The sequence below is a fragment of the Acidovorax sp. Root217 genome (assembly GCF_001428645.1).
GTDB lineage: Bacteria > Pseudomonadota > Gammaproteobacteria > Burkholderiales > Burkholderiaceae_C > Acidovorax.
In genome coordinates this window covers 204,014-221,362 of the sequence record NZ_LMIH01000016.1, presented here as the reverse complement: position 1 = coordinate 221,362, position 17,349 = coordinate 204,014, and the positions used below count along the sequence as shown (strand labels likewise).

Annotated in this window: 19 protein-coding genes; 9 read left to right on the top strand and 10 right to left on the bottom strand. The window is 65.0% G+C overall.

Annotated elements, in window-relative coordinates; genetic code table 11:
- Positions 1-642, bottom strand: a complete 642-nt coding sequence (locus ASE31_RS17830; RefSeq protein WP_057203151.1) for a MotA/TolQ/ExbB proton channel family protein — start codon at positions 640-642, stop codon at positions 1-3.
- A gap of 353 nt (positions 643-995) precedes the next feature.
- Between ASE31_RS17830 and xseA the strand changes: the two genes are divergently transcribed.
- Positions 996-2,309 carry an exodeoxyribonuclease VII large subunit gene (gene xseA / locus ASE31_RS32690; protein ID WP_057203150.1) on the top strand — a complete coding sequence of 438 codons (1,314 nt, stop codon included), beginning with the start codon at positions 996-998 and terminating at the stop codon, positions 2,307-2,309.
- Between the two features lie 159 nt (positions 2,310-2,468).
- Positions 2,469-3,050: a superoxide dismutase gene (locus ASE31_RS32685; protein WP_057203271.1), complete on the top strand. Its 582-nt coding sequence runs from the start codon at positions 2,469-2,471 to the stop codon at positions 3,048-3,050.
- Positions 3,051-3,134: 84 nt separating this feature from the next.
- Here ASE31_RS32685 and ASE31_RS17815 read toward each other — a convergent pair whose 3' ends face one another.
- Complete coding sequence (locus ASE31_RS17815; RefSeq protein ID WP_235514598.1) at positions 3,135-3,560, bottom strand: DUF192 domain-containing protein; 426 nt, start codon at positions 3,558-3,560, stop codon at positions 3,135-3,137.
- 201 nt (positions 3,561-3,761) lie between these two features.
- Positions 3,762-3,971, bottom strand: a complete 210-nt coding sequence (locus ASE31_RS17810) for a hypothetical protein (protein WP_057203148.1) — start codon at positions 3,969-3,971, stop codon at positions 3,762-3,764.
- Between the two features lie 196 nt (positions 3,972-4,167).
- Here ASE31_RS17810 and icd point away from each other — a divergent pair, with 196 nt between their 5' ends.
- Entirely contained in the window at positions 4,168-5,427 is a 1,260-nt protein-coding gene (gene icd, locus ASE31_RS17805) for an NADP-dependent isocitrate dehydrogenase (protein WP_057203147.1), read from the top strand.
- Between the two features lie 126 nt (positions 5,428-5,553).
- Here icd and ASE31_RS17800 read toward each other — a convergent pair whose 3' ends face one another.
- Positions 5,554-6,507 (bottom strand): aldo/keto reductase, encoded by a 954-nt coding sequence (locus tag ASE31_RS17800; RefSeq protein ID WP_057203146.1) that lies wholly within the window; start codon positions 6,505-6,507, stop codon positions 5,554-5,556.
- Between the two features lie 307 nt (positions 6,508-6,814).
- On the opposite strand from ASE31_RS17800, the gene ASE31_RS17795 reads away from it, so the two are divergent.
- A complete protein-coding gene (locus ASE31_RS17795) occupies positions 6,815-7,831 on the top strand; it encodes a hypothetical protein (RefSeq protein WP_157412540.1) in 1,017 nt (338 codons plus the stop codon).
- Here the strand turns inward: ASE31_RS17795 and ASE31_RS17790 are convergent.
- Positions 7,819-8,418 (bottom strand): chromate transporter, encoded by a 600-nt coding sequence (locus tag ASE31_RS17790; RefSeq protein ID WP_057203144.1) that lies wholly within the window; start codon positions 8,416-8,418, stop codon positions 7,819-7,821. The two genes, ASE31_RS17795 and ASE31_RS17790, sit on opposite strands and share 13 nt — an antisense overlap.
- Positions 8,415-9,017, bottom strand: coding sequence for a chromate transporter (locus ASE31_RS17785; protein ID WP_057203143.1), 603 nt, complete (start codon positions 9,015-9,017; stop codon positions 8,415-8,417). Before ASE31_RS17785 ends, ASE31_RS17790 begins: the two co-directional genes overlap by 4 nt.
- Positions 9,018-9,146: 129 nt before the next feature.
- Between ASE31_RS17785 and ASE31_RS17780 the strand changes: the two genes are divergently transcribed.
- The 4 genes from ASE31_RS17780 to ASE31_RS17765 all read left to right on the top strand — a co-directional run bounded on the left by ASE31_RS17780 (position 9,147) and on the right by ASE31_RS17765 (position 13,465).
- Complete coding sequence (locus tag ASE31_RS17780) at positions 9,147-9,992, top strand: fumarylacetoacetate hydrolase family protein (RefSeq protein WP_057203142.1); 846 nt, start codon at positions 9,147-9,149, stop codon at positions 9,990-9,992.
- A gap of 83 nt (positions 9,993-10,075) precedes the next feature.
- Entirely contained in the window at positions 10,076-11,995 is a 1,920-nt protein-coding gene (locus tag ASE31_RS17775) for an adenylate/guanylate cyclase domain-containing protein (RefSeq protein ID WP_235514588.1), read from the top strand.
- A 16-nt stretch (positions 11,996-12,011) separates the two neighbouring features.
- On the top strand, positions 12,012-12,527 hold the full coding sequence (locus ASE31_RS17770) for an SH3 domain-containing protein (RefSeq protein ID WP_057203140.1): 516 nt from the start codon (positions 12,012-12,014) through the stop codon (positions 12,525-12,527).
- A complete protein-coding gene (locus ASE31_RS17765) occupies positions 12,524-13,465 on the top strand; it encodes a M48 family metalloprotease (RefSeq protein WP_057203139.1) in 942 nt (313 codons plus the stop codon). Before ASE31_RS17770 ends, ASE31_RS17765 begins: the two co-directional genes overlap by 4 nt.
- A gap of 130 nt (positions 13,466-13,595) precedes the next feature.
- Here ASE31_RS17765 and ASE31_RS17760 read toward each other — a convergent pair whose 3' ends face one another.
- A complete protein-coding gene (locus ASE31_RS17760) occupies positions 13,596-13,880 on the bottom strand; it encodes a DUF6150 family protein (RefSeq protein WP_057203270.1) in 285 nt (94 codons plus the stop codon).
- Between the two features lie 174 nt (positions 13,881-14,054).
- The gene (locus ASE31_RS17755) at positions 14,055-14,672 is read right to left on the bottom strand and encodes a hypothetical protein (RefSeq protein ID WP_057203138.1); all 618 of its coding nucleotides are present in this window, start codon (positions 14,670-14,672) and stop codon (positions 14,055-14,057) included.
- Positions 14,673-14,814: 142 nt separating this feature from the next.
- On the opposite strand from ASE31_RS17755, the gene ASE31_RS17750 reads away from it, so the two are divergent.
- The gene (locus ASE31_RS17750; protein ID WP_057203137.1) at positions 14,815-16,185 is read left to right on the top strand and encodes a sorbosone dehydrogenase family protein; all 1,371 of its coding nucleotides are present in this window, start codon (positions 14,815-14,817) and stop codon (positions 16,183-16,185) included.
- An 8-nt stretch (positions 16,186-16,193) separates the two neighbouring features.
- Here ASE31_RS17750 and ASE31_RS17745 read toward each other — a convergent pair whose 3' ends face one another.
- Positions 16,194-16,868 carry a hypothetical protein gene (locus ASE31_RS17745; protein ID WP_057203136.1) on the bottom strand — a complete coding sequence of 225 codons (675 nt, stop codon included), beginning with the start codon at positions 16,866-16,868 and terminating at the stop codon, positions 16,194-16,196.
- Positions 16,869-16,932: 64 nt separating this feature from the next.
- Complete coding sequence (locus tag ASE31_RS17740; protein WP_082604226.1) at positions 16,933-17,349, bottom strand: cupin domain-containing protein; 417 nt, start codon at positions 17,347-17,349, stop codon at positions 16,933-16,935.

Sequence of the window (17,349 nt, the reverse complement as noted above, 5' to 3'; positions counted from 1 at the left end):
TCACTTCTTGTGGCGCAGGATGTGGCGCACGAACTGTTCCGAGGCCAGTTCCAGGGTCAGCAGGTAGGCATCGACGCGGCCACGGAAGTAGCGCCAGAAGATCAGCGCCGGGATGGCCACGATCAGGCCGAAGGCCGTGTTGTACAGGGCGATCGAGATCCCGTGCGCCAGCCGGGCAGGGTTGCCCCCGCCCATGGCCTGCCCCACGCCACCGCTGCCGGTCTGCGAGCCGAAGATCTCGATCATGCCGATGACCGTGCCCAGCAGGCCGAGCAAGGGGGCCGCCGAAGCAATGGTGGCCAGGGCGCTGAGGTATTTTTCGAGCCGGTGGGCGACGGAGCGTCCCGTGCCCTCCATGGCGGCACGCAGATCGGCCTCGCTGCACTGAGGGTTGCTGTTGAGCGTGCGCAGGCCACTGGCCAGCACCTCGCCCAAAGCAGAGTTCTGCGCCAGCTGGTTCACCACGTCGGGTGTGGGCAGGCTTTTCGACGAAACGGTGATGGCTTCGTCGAGCAGCTTGGGCGGCGCGACACGGGCCGTCTTGAGGGCCACGAAACGTTCGATAACCAGGGCCATACCGAGGATGGAACACACGATCAGCGGCCAGATGGGCCAGCCTGCGGCTTGTATGATGGACAGCAAATCTCTCTCCGCGCAGATGAGGGGCAATCGGCGATTATGGCCCAGCTTGCTGGCCACTTTTCGTCACAAACCGTTACCTTGGCGGATGCTCCGGGTGACCGCAGCGTCACCCACAAAATCTGTGGATAACTTTGTGGGCAACCGGGTCGCTCAGGCCCGCAAAGTGGCTTGGCGCCGTGCTTGCAACAGATTGATGAAAAATTGCGCAGTGAAAAATACATATAAATCAATGACTTGCACGTGCTCTCGTGATTTGCCGTGGGTAAATGGTTCTCAGACACTGGTGGCCGCTGCATCGCCGCTTCTGTGGAAGACTTGGCCCTCCAATGGGGCGCCAATGGCCGCCGTTGCTCATGTTTGAGCGTGGAAACCCCACAGTGGCGCCCCGTGTGTGGGAAGTTGGCGCGCTGTGCCGCGCCATTGCTGATGCGCTGGAGGCGCGCTTCAATCCTGTCGCGGTGCGCGGCGAGATCACGGGCTTCTCGCGCGCATCCAGCGGGCATTGCTACTTCTCGGTAAAAGACGCCCAGGGCCAGTTGCGTTGCGCCATGTTCCGCCGCGCCGCCAGCCTGCTTGACTTTTCGCCGCGCGATGGCGAATTGGTGGAAGTGCGCGGCAAGCTCGGCGTGTACGAGGCCCGGGGCGACCTGCAGTTCATTGTGGAAAGCATGCAGCGCGCCGGCCAGGGCGCGCTGTTCGAGCAGTTCCTGCGCCTGAAGGCCCAGCTGGAGGCCGAAGGCCTGTTCGATGGCGCCCGCAAGCGGCCACTGCCCGTGCAGCCGCGTGGCATTGGCCTGGTCACCTCGCTGGGTGCTGCCGCACTGCACGACGTGGTCACGGCACTGCGCCGCCGGGTGCCGCACATCCCCGTGGTGCTGGCACCCGCCCAGGTGCAGGGCGCAGCCGCGCCGCAGTCCATCATTTCCGCGCTCAACCGGCTGTACCGGCTGGCGGAGCAGGGGCCTTCGGCCAGCCAGCCGGCCATCGACACCATCTTGCTGGTGCGCGGCGGCGGCTCCATCGAGGACCTGTGGGCCTTCAACGACGAACACCTGGCCCGCACCATCGTGCAAAGCCCGGTGCCGCTGGTCAGCGGCGTGGGGCACGAGACCGACTTCACCATTGCCGACTTCTGCGCCGACCTGCGCGCACCCACGCCCACGGCTGCGGCCGAGCTGGTGGCGCAGCCGCGCGAGGTGTGGCTGGGTGCCCTGGAACTGATCGAAGGCCGCATTGCCGACGGACTGCAGCGCCAGCTCGACGCCCGCCACCAGCGCCTGGACCAGGCCGCCGCCCGCCTGGGCCGCCCCTCGGGCCTGGTGGCACGCGAGCAGATGCAGATGGCGCGCATGGCCCAGCGCATGCGCCACGCCGTGCTGCTGCGCCTGCAGCGCATGGAGCAGGCGCAGCAGGCTGCCGCTGCGGCACTGCCCGTGCAGGTGCAGCGCCGCATCGACGGCCTGCGCGACCGGGTCGACCGCGCCGCGCTGCGCCTGGAGCTGCTCGACCCGCGCCTGGTGCTGCAGCGCGGCTATGCGCTGCTGGCCGATGCGGATGGCCACGCAGTCACCAGCGTGCGCCAGGTGCATCCTGGCGACGCCTTGCGCGCCACGCTGGCCGACGGCATCGTGGACGTCACCGCCGCATCGCAGCCTCGTTTGCTGTAGGACAATCGCGGCATTGTCATGGACTTGCACGAATCGTTGCACCCTTCGCTGCACAGGTCACATGTTCTTCCTACAATGCCCGTTCACCCACAGGCACGCCGCGTGGAACTCATGGCGCAGCGGGCCCACCACAATTCAAACCACCACGAGGAAAACACCATGGAACATACCCTTCCCCCGCTGCCCTACGCCATCGACGCCCTGGCCCCGAACTACAGCCAGGAAACGCTGGAGTACCACCACGGCAAGCACCACAATGCCTACGTGGTGAACCTCAACAACCTGCAAAAGGGCACGGAATTCGAGACGATGACCCTTGAGGAGATCATCAAGAAGGCCAGCGGCGGCATCTACAACAACGCCGCCCAGATCTGGAACCACACCTTCTTCTGGAACTGCATGGCACCCGCCGGCGGCGGCGAGCCATCGGGCGCGCTGGCTGCGGCCATCACCGCCAAGTGGGGCAGCTACGCCGCCTTCAAGGAAGCCTTCGTCAAGAGCGCCGTGGGCAACTTCGGTTCGGGCTGGACCTGGCTGGTGAAGAAGGCCGACGGCAGCGTCGACATCGTGAACACCGGCGCCGCCGGCACGCCTCTGACCACCGCCGACAAGGCCCTGCTGACGGTGGACGTGTGGGAACACGCGTACTACATCGACTACCGCAACATGCGCCCCAAGTTCGTCGAAACCTTCCTGGACAAGCTGGTCAACTGGAAGTTCGCCGAAGCCAACTTCGCCTGATTGCCGGCTACCGGCCTGCCTGCCCTTGCCGGGTGGGCACAAAAAAAACGGCCTTCGGGCCGTTTTTTTATGGGCGCAGCAGGTTCACTTGCGCGAGAAGGGCGCGCCACCTAGCTTGAAGCCCGCCTTGATACCCTTTTTGGCAAACCAGCCCTGGTTCATCTCCAGCACGAAGCGCACGGGCTTCTTGGAGCAGTGCGAATCCAGCGTCTGGGGCTTCATGTCTTCCAGATTGACGATGGTGCCGTCGTCCGCGACGAAGGCGGCCGTCAGCGGCAGCAGCGTGTTCTTCATCCAGAAGCACTGCTCGCTGGGCTGCTCGAAGACGAACAGCATGCCCTCGTGCTGGGGCATCTCGGGGCGGTTCATCAGGCCGATCTGGCGCTCCACGGGGGCCATGGCCACCTGGGCATCGATGCGGTGCATGCCGGCAGAGAGCTCCACGCGCTGCAGGTTCAGCTGCGGGCCTTCCTGGGCCTGGACGGTGGCAGCCAGGCCAGCAAGCGACATGGCCAGTACGCCAGCGACCAGCAGGCGAAGGGGGGCAAGGGCTCGGGCGGCGGGGCGGGTACGGCTCAGGCGGGTCATGGGACTCTTTCGGCAACGGGATGACGGGACGGGCGCCAGAAACGGAAACGCCCGCGGTTGCGGGCGATTCTGAAGCAAACCAGCGGTGCAGGGGTCAGTGCAGGGCACAAACCCCCAGCCGCATCAGGCTGCGGCCTTCTTGGCGTGCTTCTTGGTCTTCTTCTGTGCCATTTTCTTGGACTGCTTGTGTGCAGGTGCCGCCTTGGCCATGGGGGCGGGGGCTGCCGCGGGAGCAGCTGCTGGAGCGGTTGCGGCAGCAGGGGCGGCTGGGGCCTGTGCGAAAGCACCGGCAGAGAACAGACCAGCCATCAGGACAGCGAGGAGTTTTTTCATATATGCCATTTCCTAGACGAACTATCGGGTTGAGGGCTTCGCAAAAAATTCACGAAGCTCCACCTGCAACGATAGCAGCCCCCGCACGGTTGACAGGGCTTTCCGGCATTTTTTTGTCTATAGAATCTTTGTGGTTGGCTGCACCCCGCACGGCCTGCCCCATTGTGTTTCAGATATCCAACGGAGACCTTCGCCCATGACCAGCTACCAGCACATCAAGGTGCCTGCCCAAGGGCAGAAAATCACCGTCAACGCCGACATGTCCCTGAATGTGCCGGACGAGCCGATCATTCCTTACATCGAAGGTGACGGTACCGGTCTGGACATCACGCCGGTCATGATCAAGGTGGTCGATGCCGCCGTGGCCAAGGCCTATGGCGGCAAAAAGAAGATCCAGTGGATGGAGGTCTACGCGGGCGAAAAATCCACCAAGGTCTACGGCCCCGACGTGTGGCTGCCCGAGGAAACGCTGGCCGTGCTGCGCGAGTACGTGGTGTCCATCAAGGGCCCGCTGACCACGCCCGTGGGCGGCGGCATCCGCTCGCTGAACGTGGCCCTGCGCCAGGAGCTCGACCTGTACGTCTGCCTGCGCCCGGTACAGTATTTCAAGGGCGTGCCTTCGCCCCTGAAAGAGCCCGAAAAGACCAACATGGTGATCTTCCGCGAGAACTCGGAAGACATCTACGCCGGCATCGAGTTCGAGGCCGAATCCGACAAGGCCAAAAAGCTCATCAAGTTCCTGCAGGACGAGATGGGCGTCAAGAAGATCCGCTTCCCCAACACCTCGGGCATCGGCGTCAAGCCCGTCTCGCGCGAAGGCACCGAGCGCCTGGTGCGCAAGGCCATCCAGTACGCCATTGACAACGACAAGCCCAGTGTGACCGTCGTGCACAAGGGCAACATCATGAAGTACACCGAGGGCGGGTTCCGCGACTGGGCCTATGCCCTGGCGCAAAAGGAATTCGGCGCCGAGCTGATTGACGGCGGCCCCTGGTGCAAGTTCAAGAGCCCCAAGTCGGGCAAGGACATCACCATCAAGGACAGCATCGCCGATGCCTTCCTGCAGCAGATCCTGCTGCGCCCCGCCGAATACTCGGTGGTGGCCACGCTCAACCTCAACGGCGACTACATCTCCGACGCACTGGCCGCCCAAGTCGGTGGCATCGGCATCGCGCCGGGCGCCAACATGTCCGACTCGGTGGCCTGCTTCGAAGCCACCCACGGCACGGCCCCCAAGTACGCCGGCAAGGACTATGTGAACCCGGGCTCCGAAATCCTCTCGGCCGAGATGATGCTGCGCCACATGGGATGGATCGAGGCGGCCAATTTGATCATCAGCTCGCTGGAGAAGTCGATTGCGTCGAAGAAGGTGACTTATGACTTCGCGCGGCTGATGGATGGGGCCACGCAGGTGAGCTGCTCGGGCTTCGGGCAGGTGATGATCGACCACATGTGATCGTGATTGACCTGGGTTCTTGAGAACCCTGGAAGCCAGCCCGTCACTGTGGTGACGGGCTTTTTTATGCATGCCAGGTTCGCATCGATTCCACGGTGTGTAATGCTTCCGTGGGTTTTGACCCTTTCACTCCGCGCTGGCGGCGCCCAGCGTGGCCAAGGCCTCGGCATCCAGCGTGAGCTGGCTGGCCTTCACCAGGTCCTGCAGCTGCGCCAGCGAGGTGGCGCTGGCAATCGGTGCGGTGATGCCCGGCTGCATGATCTGCCAGGCCACGGCCACCTGGCCGGGGGTGGCGCCAATGCGGGCCGCCACGGTATCCAGCGCGCCCAGGATGCGCAGGCCGCGCTCGTTGAGGTACTTTGCCGTGGTGTTCTTGCCGCGGGCGCTCTTGGCGGCATCGGCCTCGGTGCGGTACTTGCCGGTCAGAAAGCCGGCGGCCAGCGCATAGAAGTTGATCACGCCCACGCCTTGCTCCACGCACAGCGGCTGCAGTTCCTTTTCGAAGACGGCGCGGTCGTACAGGTTGAACAGGGGCTGCAGGCTCTCGTAGCGGGCCAGGCCCAGGCTTTCGCTGGTCTGCAGGGATTCTGCCAGGCGTGCCGCCGTGAAGTTGGAGGCGCCGATGGCGCGCACCTTGCCGGCCTTGATCAGGTCGCTGTAGGCGCCCAGCGTGTCGGCCAGCGGCACTGCGGCATCGTCGTCATGCGACTGGTAGAGGTCGATGTGGTCGGTCTGCAGGCGCTTGAGCGAGGCGTCCACCGCCTGGCAGATGTACTCGGGGCGCAGGCCCACCTTGCCGTCGCCCATGTCCTTGCCGACCTTGGTGGCCAGCACGATGCGGTTGCGTTTGCCGTTCTGCTTGAGCCAGCGGCCGATCACCGCCTCTGACTCGCCGCCCGTGTGGCCCGGCGCCCAGCGCGAGTACACGTCGGCCGTGTCGACGAAGTTGAAGCCGGCGTCCACCCAGGCGTCGAGCAGCCGGAACGAGGTGGCCTCATCGGCCGTCCAGCCGAAGACGTTGCCGCCAAAGCACAGAGGGGAAACTTGCAGGCCCGAGCGGCCCAGGGGACGGAGGTTCATGGAGTGGGGTTCCTTGGATGGGGATGCGGGGGACTGTTCGGAAGCATTGTTGCTGCTTTTTTTGAGTCCTGCTGAGGACAGCGCCCTTCGTGCGTGCGATAGGGGCAGGCCTGTGCGTGATGTTGTTCACGGCGGGGGCGCCTGCCAGCCAGTGGGCCTATGGACTTCAGTGCCCTGCAAAGAGGACACTTCGCCCAGCCTGCAGGGAACCCGTGCCTTGCAGGTGACAGGGTCTGTTCACGCGGGGATATCTGGCAAGCCGGGGTATGCAGAGCTCCTGGTCTACGCCTTCACCGGAGAAACCATGATGCGATCATCAATCAGGCGCTTTGCAGCGCTGGCACTCGGCGTATCGGTTGTCGCCACCGCCCAGGCGCAGCTGTCGGTACGCCCCTCCAGCCGCGACGCGGCGCGGCAATGGCTTGAAAGCTCGTTCCCCGCCCTTTTTCCGCCCGGTGCCGGGCAGGACGGAATGGCCGGGCCCTATGCCTACCGGTTCTACCCTTCGGTGGGCAATGCCTTTGCCTTCAGCGATGGCAAGTTTCTCGTGGCCAGCCAGACCCAGACCGCGGGGCAGATCGTGGACCTGACGGCGGCCCTGTGCCAGCTCAATGCTGCGCTGTGCGAGACCACGTCCGTGCCTCCCCCCGGCACGGGCACCGGCGCCGCGTCGGATTGCTTCAACCCGGTGCTGTTGCAGCAGGGAACGACCTACCGTTGGGATTGGCAGTCCAGTGACGGCGCCGTGCAGTTCAGCACCGAGGGGCGCATCAATGGCCCGGCCAGTTTTGCGGGGCAGACGGGCGTGATCGAAACCGAGCGCACCGTGTCGGTGGGCCGGGCCGGGGCGCCCCCATTCACATCCCGCGTGCGGGAGTACGAAAGCGTGGAGAACACGCCGCAGGGGCCCGTACTGCTGCGCTACGGAAGCATCGTGCTCATGGACGTGCCCTTGGCAGGTACCCGAACCACGATCGTGAACACCCCGGTGAACCGGATCCGCGATTTTTCGCTGGCCGTGAACGAGAGCTACACCTTGAACGAGGTGCGGCAGACCACCATGGAAATACCGGGATTGCCAACCCAGACAAGCACCGTCCGCGAAGCGCAGACCTTTACCTACCGAGGCCAGGAAAGCATCACCGTGCCGGCCGGCACCTATACGGCCTGCAAGTTCGAATGGACCAATGGCGCGCGCGTGTCGGCAGGGTGGACGGCCAAGGGCACCGGCCTGCCCCTGGTGATCACCGGCGACGATGGTGCAGGCAACCCGATCACGCTGTACATCAAGTCCAGCTCGCACATCAACGGTCAGCCCATATAACCCAGGGCACCGAGGAGCGCGCCGGCACCCAGCATCCACAGCAGGTGCAGGCGCGTCTTCCACACCAGCAGCATGGTCACCACGGTGGCCAGCCACAGCGGCCAGGCGGTGGCCAGACCGCCGTGCGCCTGGGCCAGCACCCAGGTGGTGGCCAGCAGCAGGCCGATGACCACCGGCACCATGCCCTGCTTGAAGGCGCGCACCCCGCGCCGCTCGCGGTTGCGGTGGCCCCAGCGCGTGGCCAGCCAGGTCAAGAGGCTGCTGGGCAGCATCACGCCCACCATGCACACGGCCATGCCCAGGGCGCCCAGCGCCCAGCCCAGCGGGCCGGCGCCGCCAGCGTTCAGGCCCACGTTCCAGCCCAGCAGGGCGATGAAGAGCACGTTCGGCCCGGGGGCGGCCTGGGCGATGGCGATGGAGGCGTTGAACTGCGGGTCGGTCAGCCAAGTCTGCTTTTCCACGAGAAAGCGGTGCATGTCGGGCGCGGTGGCGATGGCGCCGCCCACGGCCAGCAGCGACAGCGACATGTAGTACAGGAACAGCTGCAGCCAGTCGGCCCAGCCCAGGCTGATGGTGGCGCCGGTCATGGTGCGAGCTTTCGCCAGGTGAGCAGGCAGGCCGCGCCGCCCAGGATCGGCAGCGTCCACATCAGCGGCCAGCGCAGCACGGCCATGGCCACCACGGTCAGCACCGTGAGCACGGAGCACACCGCCGGCCCAAGCGGGTGGGTGCGCAGTGTGGCCGAGAGCTTGAGGCCCGTGCCCGCGATCAGCCCGGCCGCCACCGCGCCCATGCCACGCAGGGCGCCGGCCACGGCCGGGTGGCTGGCAAACTGGGCATACACCACGGCCAGCGACAGCACCAGCATGAGTGGAAACAGCAGCATGCCGGCCAGCGCGGCCAGCGCGCCGCGCCAGCCGAAGTAGCGGTCGCCGATGGTGATGGACAGGTTGACCACATTGGGGCCCGGCATGATCTGCGCCACGGCCCATTCCTCGACGAATTCCTCGTTCGTCATCCAGCGCTTGCGTTCCACCAGTTCGCGCTGCACCACGGCCAGCACGCCGCCAAAACCCTGCAGCGCCAGCCAGGTGAAGGACCAGAACAGGTCGGTGCAGTTGCGCGGGGCGGGGCGCGGCTCTGCCGGTACGGGCTGGATGGGAGAGGGCGGGACGGCAGGGGCCATGGGGAGCAGAGCGGGATCAGGTTCTGGGCACCGTTGCGGCGCAACCCTGCGATGTTAAACGGCTCGGTACCTGCTGGCGGCCACAGATGGGTATGCTGGCGCCTTCCCGCATCCTGAACCAATCCCGACATGAAACTCATCCGTTACGGACAACCTGGCGCCGAGCGCCCCGGCCTGCTCGACAGCGAGGGCGTGCTGCGCGACCTCTCCATGCTGCTGCCCGAGCTGGGCCCGGCCCAGCTCAACCCGCGCACGCTGGCCGCCCTGGCCGCCATCGACGCCACGCGCCTGCCGGCCGTGGAGGGCACGCCCCGCCTGGGCTGCCCCGTGGGTGGCGTGGGCAAGATCGTCTGCGTGGGCCTGAACTACGCCGACCATGCGGCCGAGGCCGGCATGCAGGCGCCGGCCGAGCCCGTGCTGTTCATGAAGGCGATCACCTCGCTGAGCGGGCCGAACGACGAGGTGCGCATTCCGCCCGGCTCGCTCAAGACCGACTGGGAGGTGGAGCTGGGCATGGTCATCGGCACCCGCGCCAGCCATGTGAACGAGGCAGCCGCGCTGCAGCACGTGGCGGGCTATGTGCTGGCCAACGATGTGTCCGAGCGCTCGTACCAGATCGAGCGCGGCGGCCAGTGGGTCAAGGGCAAGAGCTACGACACCTTCGCCCCCGTCGGCCCCTGGCTGGTGACCGCCGACGAGGTGGCCGACCCGCATGCACTGGACCTGTGGCTCGAAGTCAATGGCCAGCGCGTGCAGAACGGCAACACGCGCAACTTCATCTTCGGCCTGCCCCAGGTGATTGCGTACATCAGCCAGTTCATGACGCTGGAGCCCGGCGACATCGTGCTCACCGGCACGCCCGCCGGCGTGGGCCTGGGCCAGAAGCCCGCGCCCTGGTTCCTCAAGCCCGGCGACGTGGTCCGCCTGGGCGCGACGGGGCTGGGCGAGCAGCGGCAGGTGTGCACCGGGGGCTGATGCGCGCTGACGAGTAGGGGGAGCGCAACGCGCAGGGTAGATGCGCTTGCCGCCGGTGAAGCCGGGCGTGGATACTCTCGGTTGTGCCTTCTGCCCCTTCCCACCATTCATCGACCGTGCTCACCCGGCTGCGCCAGCGCTTTGGCCGCCGTGCGCTGTACGCCGTGCTGTGCCTCATGCTCTGCGCGCTGGCGCTGTTCGAGGTGACAACCTGGCACAAGCTCGATGCCATCGACAACCGGGTCGGGGATGCGCTGCTGCGCTGGCATGCGGACAGCCGCAAGCCGCCGGACGATATTGTCGTGATCGACATCGATCAGTTCTCGCTCGTCGATCCGCAGATGCTCGACGTTGCCGGCAAATGGGTGTGGCCACGGGTGATCCACGCGGAAATGATTTCCGCGCTGGCGGCCCAGCAACCACGAGCCATCGTTGTGGATCTGATCCTGACGCAGCCCGACCGCTTTCGTCCCGAGAACGATGCGGAATTGGCCAAGGCCCTGGCTTTTGAGCGTGCTTTCATTCCCATGGTGCTTGAGGAGGGAACTGAGCAGAAAGCGCCTCTGACGATGGCTCCACCCGCCATGGGCATTCGCCCCCTGGCGAATGCTAACCCCGACGCCGCCTACGGCATCGAAGGTCCGTTGTCGCTGCCGGTGGAGGTCTGGCGCACTGGTTACATCAACTTCATCAAGGACCGCGACGGCACAGGCCGCCGTACCGAGGTGGGCCGCGAGACGGAGGGCTGGTGGATCCCGCACATCATCGGCCGGGTGGCCGACGCCCTGCAGTTACCGCAACCCAAGAAGCCCGGCTTTCGCCTCAACTGGTATGGCACGGATTTCACGCGCATCTCCTACGCCAAGGCCTACCTGGCCACCCAAACGGGTGATCGCAAGCTGCCGTTTGACGCGCGCGGCAAGATCATCGTGATCGGCGCCACGGCCAGCGGCATCCTGGACTTCGTGCCCACGCCCATGGACGCCGCGACGCCTGGCCCTTTCGTCCTGGCGACAGGGCTGGCCAACCTGCAGAACAACGAGTGGCTGCGTGAGGCGCCAGACTGGGTGAATCCGTCCCTGGTTCTGCTGCTGGTCTGCGGGCTGGCGCTGGCTTTTGTGGTGCGCGTGTCGCCGACCTGGGTGGTCGTTGGTTACGGGGCGCTCGCTACTGCTGCCATTGGGGGCAGCGTGATCGCGCTGCAGCAGGCGCATGTGTACTGGATGCCCGTGTCCTCCCTGGTGCTGGGCGCCGTGGCGCTGCTGGCCTTCGGCCTGCTGTCTTCGCGCTTGGAGATGGGCCAGCGGCGCCATGTGCAGGCCATGTTCTCGCGCTTCGTGGACCCGCGCATCGTGCAGGATCTTTCCGAAGCAGTGGCTGAGGCCGAGGTGTCCGCCAGCCGCGAAATCACGCTGCTATTCTCGGACATCCGGGGCTTCACCAGCCTGTCGGAGCACCGCAAGCCCGAGGAAATCGTGAACATCCTCAACCGCTACTTCGAGATGCAGGTGGAGGTGATCTTTCGCTACCAGGGCACGCTGGACAAATTCATCGGCGATGCCATCATGGCCTTCTGGGGGGCTCCGATCGCCCAGCCCAACCATGCGGTGCTGGCGGTGGAGGCGGCACTGGGCATGGCCGATGCGCTGCAGCGCTTTGCCGACGACATGGCGCGCGAGGACCCCACGGCCAAATTCGACATCGGCATCGGTGTGCACACGGGGTCGGCCGTGGTGGGCTTCCTCGGTACCTCCCGGCGGCTGGACTACACCGCAATCGGCGATGCCGTCAACCTGTGCAGCCGCATCGAAGGTTGCACAAAAGGCATAGCCCGGGTTTTGGTTTCCGAGTCGACAAGGGCACAATGCGGGGAAACATTTGTTTTCATTGACCGCGGCGATTTCGAAGTAAAGGGCCGTGACCAGGCGGTGCGGCTTTTCGAGCCGCAGCGCCGTTCGTCGATGGGGGAGTCGGCACCCGCCGCAACCCCGGTTTTGACATAGAGAGAGGAGAAGGAAAGTGAACACATCATTCGTAGGCCTTTTGAAGGGCCTGCTGCTTGCGTTGCTGCTGGGGCTGGGTCTCGGTGTGCACGCCCAACAGTTGGAAGTCACCACGGCTACCCAGCTACGCGCCACACCAGCCTTTGACGGCAAAGTGCTGGTCAACCTGGCCAAAGGCAACAAGCTCGAGCAGACCGAAGCCCAGAGCGGCTGGGTCAAGGTGAAGTTCGCACGCTACGAAGGCTGGGTGCGCCTGACGCACGTGAAGTCGCTGGAGGCGACGCCTGCAGCTGCGCCGGCGAGTTCGGGAACTAACCTGGCGGGTCTGTTCTCCGCTCCGACCAATCGGGCTACTCCTACCACCGGTACCCGAGGCTTCACCAAGGAAGATCTGGCCAAGGCACAACCTGCCCCGGCTGAAATGGCACAACTGGAAAAATACGCTATCAACATGAACCAAGCGGAAACCTTTGCGCGCAATGGCAAGGTCGTGGCACAGAAGATTGATGCGTACACCGGAGCAGAAAAATGAGAATCCAACGCTTCAAAGTTGCAGCCATGGCACTGGTTACGGTCGCACTGTTAACCGGTTGTGAAACCATGCCGCAAGCCGGTGGTGCGCCTGGTGGGTTGGGCGCTATTTCTTCCGTACTGGGCGGTGGTTCTGGTGGTGGTTCGCGCATGGGCGGCGCTTTGGATGTGATTCAGGGCGTGTCCACGGCCTTCAAGGACTATTCTGCTGAAGAGCAACGCGCCATGGGCCATGACTTCGCGTCTGTTCTGTTGGGCGCGGCTCCGCTGCTGAAAAACGATCCAGTGCAGCGTTATGTCAGCCAAGTCGGCTGGTGGGTTGCTGCTCAGGCCGAAAAACCCAAGGACAAGGATGGCAAGGAGATCCAATTCGCATGGCGTTTTGGTGTCACTGAATCTGAGGCCGTGAATGCCTACGCTACGCCTGGTGGCTTTGTCTTTATTACTGTTGGCCTGATGCGCCAACTCAAGTCCGAAGCAGAGCTGGCCGGCGTGCTGGGTCACGAGATAGCCCACGTGACGCGGGGCCACTACCTGTCTGCGCTGAAGAAAGGCGGTTTCGCTCAGGCCGCAGGCGGTGTAATCCAGGCGCGCTCAGGCAATGCCATGGTGAGCTCTGCCGTTATTGGCTTGGCGAAAGATATCTACAGTAAGGGCCTGGACCAGTCGGATGAGTTCGATGCGGATCGCCAGGGTGTTCTGTATGCTGCCCGTGCTGGCTACGCACCCATTGGCCTGCCCACGGTGTTGAACATGTATGCGGCCACGGGTTCCAGTTCCAACACGGCGTATGAAATACTGTTCACAACACACCCGGCGCCTAAAGACCGCCTGGAGAAGTTGCAGCCTTTCATGACCACCAAGTTTTCGAATGTGGCAAGTACTAGCAACGAAACCCGCTACGAAGCTATCAAGCGTCAGCTTCCGAGAGCAAGATAGTACTCCTTGGGACTAGCCCGAGCCAAGGGGCGGCGCATTGTCACGGCAGCTTTGCTGCCCTTGCGAAAAAAGCCTCTGCCACGCAGTAAATGCGCGGCAGAGGCTTTTTGCTGGTGGTGGCCGAGGCCCCTCAGCCCATCTTGCCCTTGAACCTGTTACCCGCATCGCGCCAGCCCGCCTGCTCGGGCGTCTTGACCTGGAAGGCCTTGATGTCGGCCTGGCTCTCGAACTTCACCTTGAAGATCTTGAAGCTGGCCTGGGTTGCGTAGTCAACAAAGTACCAGGTGGTGTCCCCGCGCGCCTGGGGCTCGTAGGCGGCCTCGTACCAGCACAGGTCGGCCTGGCTTTCATGGGCCACTTCGCAGACGGTTGCATCGGCCTGGTGTTCGTACTTGGTGACCAGAATCTTCGCCATGGGGAGCTCCTCTTCGTGCACTGGGGACGGGGCCAAAGGTCGCGCAGGCGGCATTGCCTTGTGTCGCCAGTGCAAGGTTATCCAAAAAACCGTGAAAAATTCCACGGAACCGACAGGCGTCACATCTGGACACCTTGTCGGTGAAATTTTGTCTTTTTCAGCGCACCGAAGTGGCTACTCCACCTGCGCCGTCTCCACGAAGATCAGCTCGCACGAGTTGGCGCCCGAATCCGAGCGGGTGAGTGAGCTGGTCCAGCGCCAGCCGCCGGGGTGCGTTACCTCCACCAACTGGCCGGTGATGCGGATGAATTGCCCCGTGCGCGCCTTTTTGAGCACCCGCTCCACGGCCGCGTTGGCCGGGATCATGTGCATGTTGGCCGATGACTCGATGATCTCCTGCAGGGGGATCGGTGGCTGGCTCGACCACGAATAGCGGTACCAGCGCCCGCCCTGGGTGATGTTCAAGGGCTCGTACACCGCCGGCTCGGCCATGCGCCGCCAGCCCAAGGCAAGGTCCACGGGGGACAGATCGGCTTCGCGGCCAAAGGAGTATTCCTCGCGCCCCAGCACCCTGGCGCGTATGGCGAACTGGGCCAGTGGTTTGACCTGGTACTCCTTCAACGCAAAGGGGGCAGCGCTGGTGGAGGTCTGCTGCGGTACCTCGGCAAACACCTGCTGCGTGGCCGACTGGCCCTGCAGCCGCTTGTCCACCCGGCCCAGGCGCAGCTTCTCGACGGCGAAAAAGCCGATGAGCAAAATGATCGCCAGCAGGACAACGGTCTTGAGTCTCATGGAAGTTCTTGCGGCGGCCAATGCGTTAGGGTTGTGGAAATAAATGTAACGCGGGGCTGCGCATTTTGCGCAATTGGCTGACAGGGCGCGCGTGCCTGGCCCTCCACACTGCAGCCATCGCTCGCCACAAAGGCCCATCGCCATGCCATTTTCCTTCTCCCTGACATCGCGTCCCTGGCCGGCGCTGCTCACCGGCACGGTGCTGGCGGCCAGCCTGGCCGCCTGCGGTGACACCGCCATCCTCTCGCCCGAGCAGGGCATGGGCAAGTCGCCCACCTTGCCGGCGCCGAACCAATCGCTGATTCCCACGCTGCACATCGCCCCTGCCAAAGGCTGGCCCGAGGGATCCATGCCCACCGCCAGCCTCCCGGGCCTGTCGGTCACGCCGTTGGCCACCGGGCTCGACCATCCGCGCTGGGTGCTGGTGCTGCCCAACGGCGACGTGCTGGTGGCCGAAAGCCAGGCCCCGCCCAAGGGCGAGGGCGCGCCATCGGGTGGTGTGCTCGGCGCCATCAAGGGCTGGGTCATGAAAACGGTGATGGGCAAGGCCGGCTCGGGCAAACGCCCCTCGGCCAACCGCATCACGCTGCTGCGCGACGCCGATGGCGATGGCAGGGCCGAAACACAGAGCGTTTTTCTGCAGAACCTGAACTCGCCGTTCGGCATGGCCCTGGTGGGCAACGAACTCTACGTGGCCAATGCCGATGCGGTTGTGCGCTTTCCCTATGAGGCGGGGCAAACGAGCATCACCGCCCCGGGCACCAAGCTGGTGGACCTGCCCGGCGGCCCCATCAACCACCACTGGACCAAGAACCTGATCGCCAGCGCCGACGGCAGCAAGCTCTACGTGACCGTGGGCTCCAACAGCAACGTGGGTGAGAACGGCATGCAGGCCGAAGAGGGCCGTGCCGCTATCTGGGAGGTGGACCGCGCCAGCGGCTCCCACCGCATCTTCGCCAGCGGCCTGCGCAACCCCAACGGCCTGGGCTGGGCGCCCGGTACGGGCGCGCTGTGGACGGTGGTCAACGAGCGCGACGAGATTGGCAGCGACCTGGTGCCCGACTACCTCACCTCGGTGAAGGATGGCGCCTTCTACGGTTGGCCCTACAGCTACTACGGCCAGCATGTGGATGAGCGCGTGCAGCCGCCCCGGCCCGACCTGGTGGCCAAGGCCGTGTCGCCTGACTATGCCCTGGGCTCGCATGTGGCGCCGCTGGGCATGGCGTTTTCGCAAGGGCCGGCCCTGGCGCCACAGCTGGCCAGCGGCGCCTTCGTGGGCGAGCATGGCTCGTGGAACCGCAAGCCGCGCAGCGGCTACAAGGTGGTGTTCGTGCCGTTTGTCGATGGCCAGCCTTCGGGCCTGCCCATCGACGTGCTCGCCGGTTTTGTGAGCCCGGACGGCGATGCCTATGGCCGCCCCGTGGGTGTGGCCGTGGATGCGCGCGGTGGTTTGCTGGTGGCCGATGACGTGGGCAACGCCGTGTGGCGCGTGGGTGCAGCAGCACCCAGGTAGCCCGGAATTCAGCGCATTCCGACCGCTTGCAGTGCCTTCTGGAGCGTGATCCGGAAGACCGTGTGCTGGTAGGGGTCTGCAATGACCACCGTGTGGGTGGCCCGGCCGTCGCTCAGCGTGAAGCCGTTGGTGTACGCGCTGATATTCACCAGAGCGTTGAGCGCCAGGACAAAGGACTTGTGGTCGCCCGCGAAGATGACGCGCTCGTCGGTCACCACCAGCTCCCCGGTAGCGACGATGAGGGCCTCGTTCACTGCCATGCTGGTGGCATTGCTGTGGTGGTTGGTGCCCACGCCAAACAGTTGCGGGTGGCTGGTTCCCGCTGTCTCGGTTTCGTAGCCCACGGTGTGGACCTCTCGCAGGCCCGCCTCGACCGCTGCATAGGCGACTTCTCCGGGCCGCACCAAGGCCTGGCGCGGAACCATTGGGGTCAGGGGCTGTTCCTGCAAGCGCACGAGGGCTTGCTGTTCGCGGGCTTTGCGGATTCTGATGCCGCGCGCACTCACCACCAGAAAGAAACCCAGGGCGCCCGCGATACCCCAGCAAAGGGCCACGCCGATCACGGCCTGCAAAAGCGTGGCACTGGGGGGAATCTCCCCCTGCAGCCACAGCCGGAGCCAGTTGACCGGCACCAGCGCAAGGATCACCACGATGACCCACGAAAAAAATCTGCCGACGCCCATTGCACTCCCTCGCTTTGTTCCTGGTGCATGAAGTCTACCGGCGCGCGCTGGCGCCCTGGCGTTGTCAGGCGCCCACCGAATCGACCAGCTCGGTGGGGAACTCGCCCGGCATCACCACCTCCAGCATCTCCACGTCCTCGCTGTGCCCCAGCTCTCGGTGCCGTATGCCGGGCGGCTGGTACACGCAGGAGCCGGCCTCGAGCCGCACCACGCCCTGTCCCTCGTATTCGAACTCGATCCAGCCCTTGAGGATGTAGACTAGCTGGAAAGTGGTGCGGTGCAGGTGCGGCTGGCTCGAAAATTCGGCACCGCCCGCAGCGCGGATCACGTGGGCCACCACGCGGCCGTCGGTGGCGTCCTTGATGCCCAGGTCGCGGTACTCGAAGAACGAGCGCAGGCCGCGCGTGAAGGGGGCGTTGGTGGCGTGCGTGGCCACGAAGGTGGAGGCTGGATTGGCTGGATTGGCTGGGGTGGTGTCCAT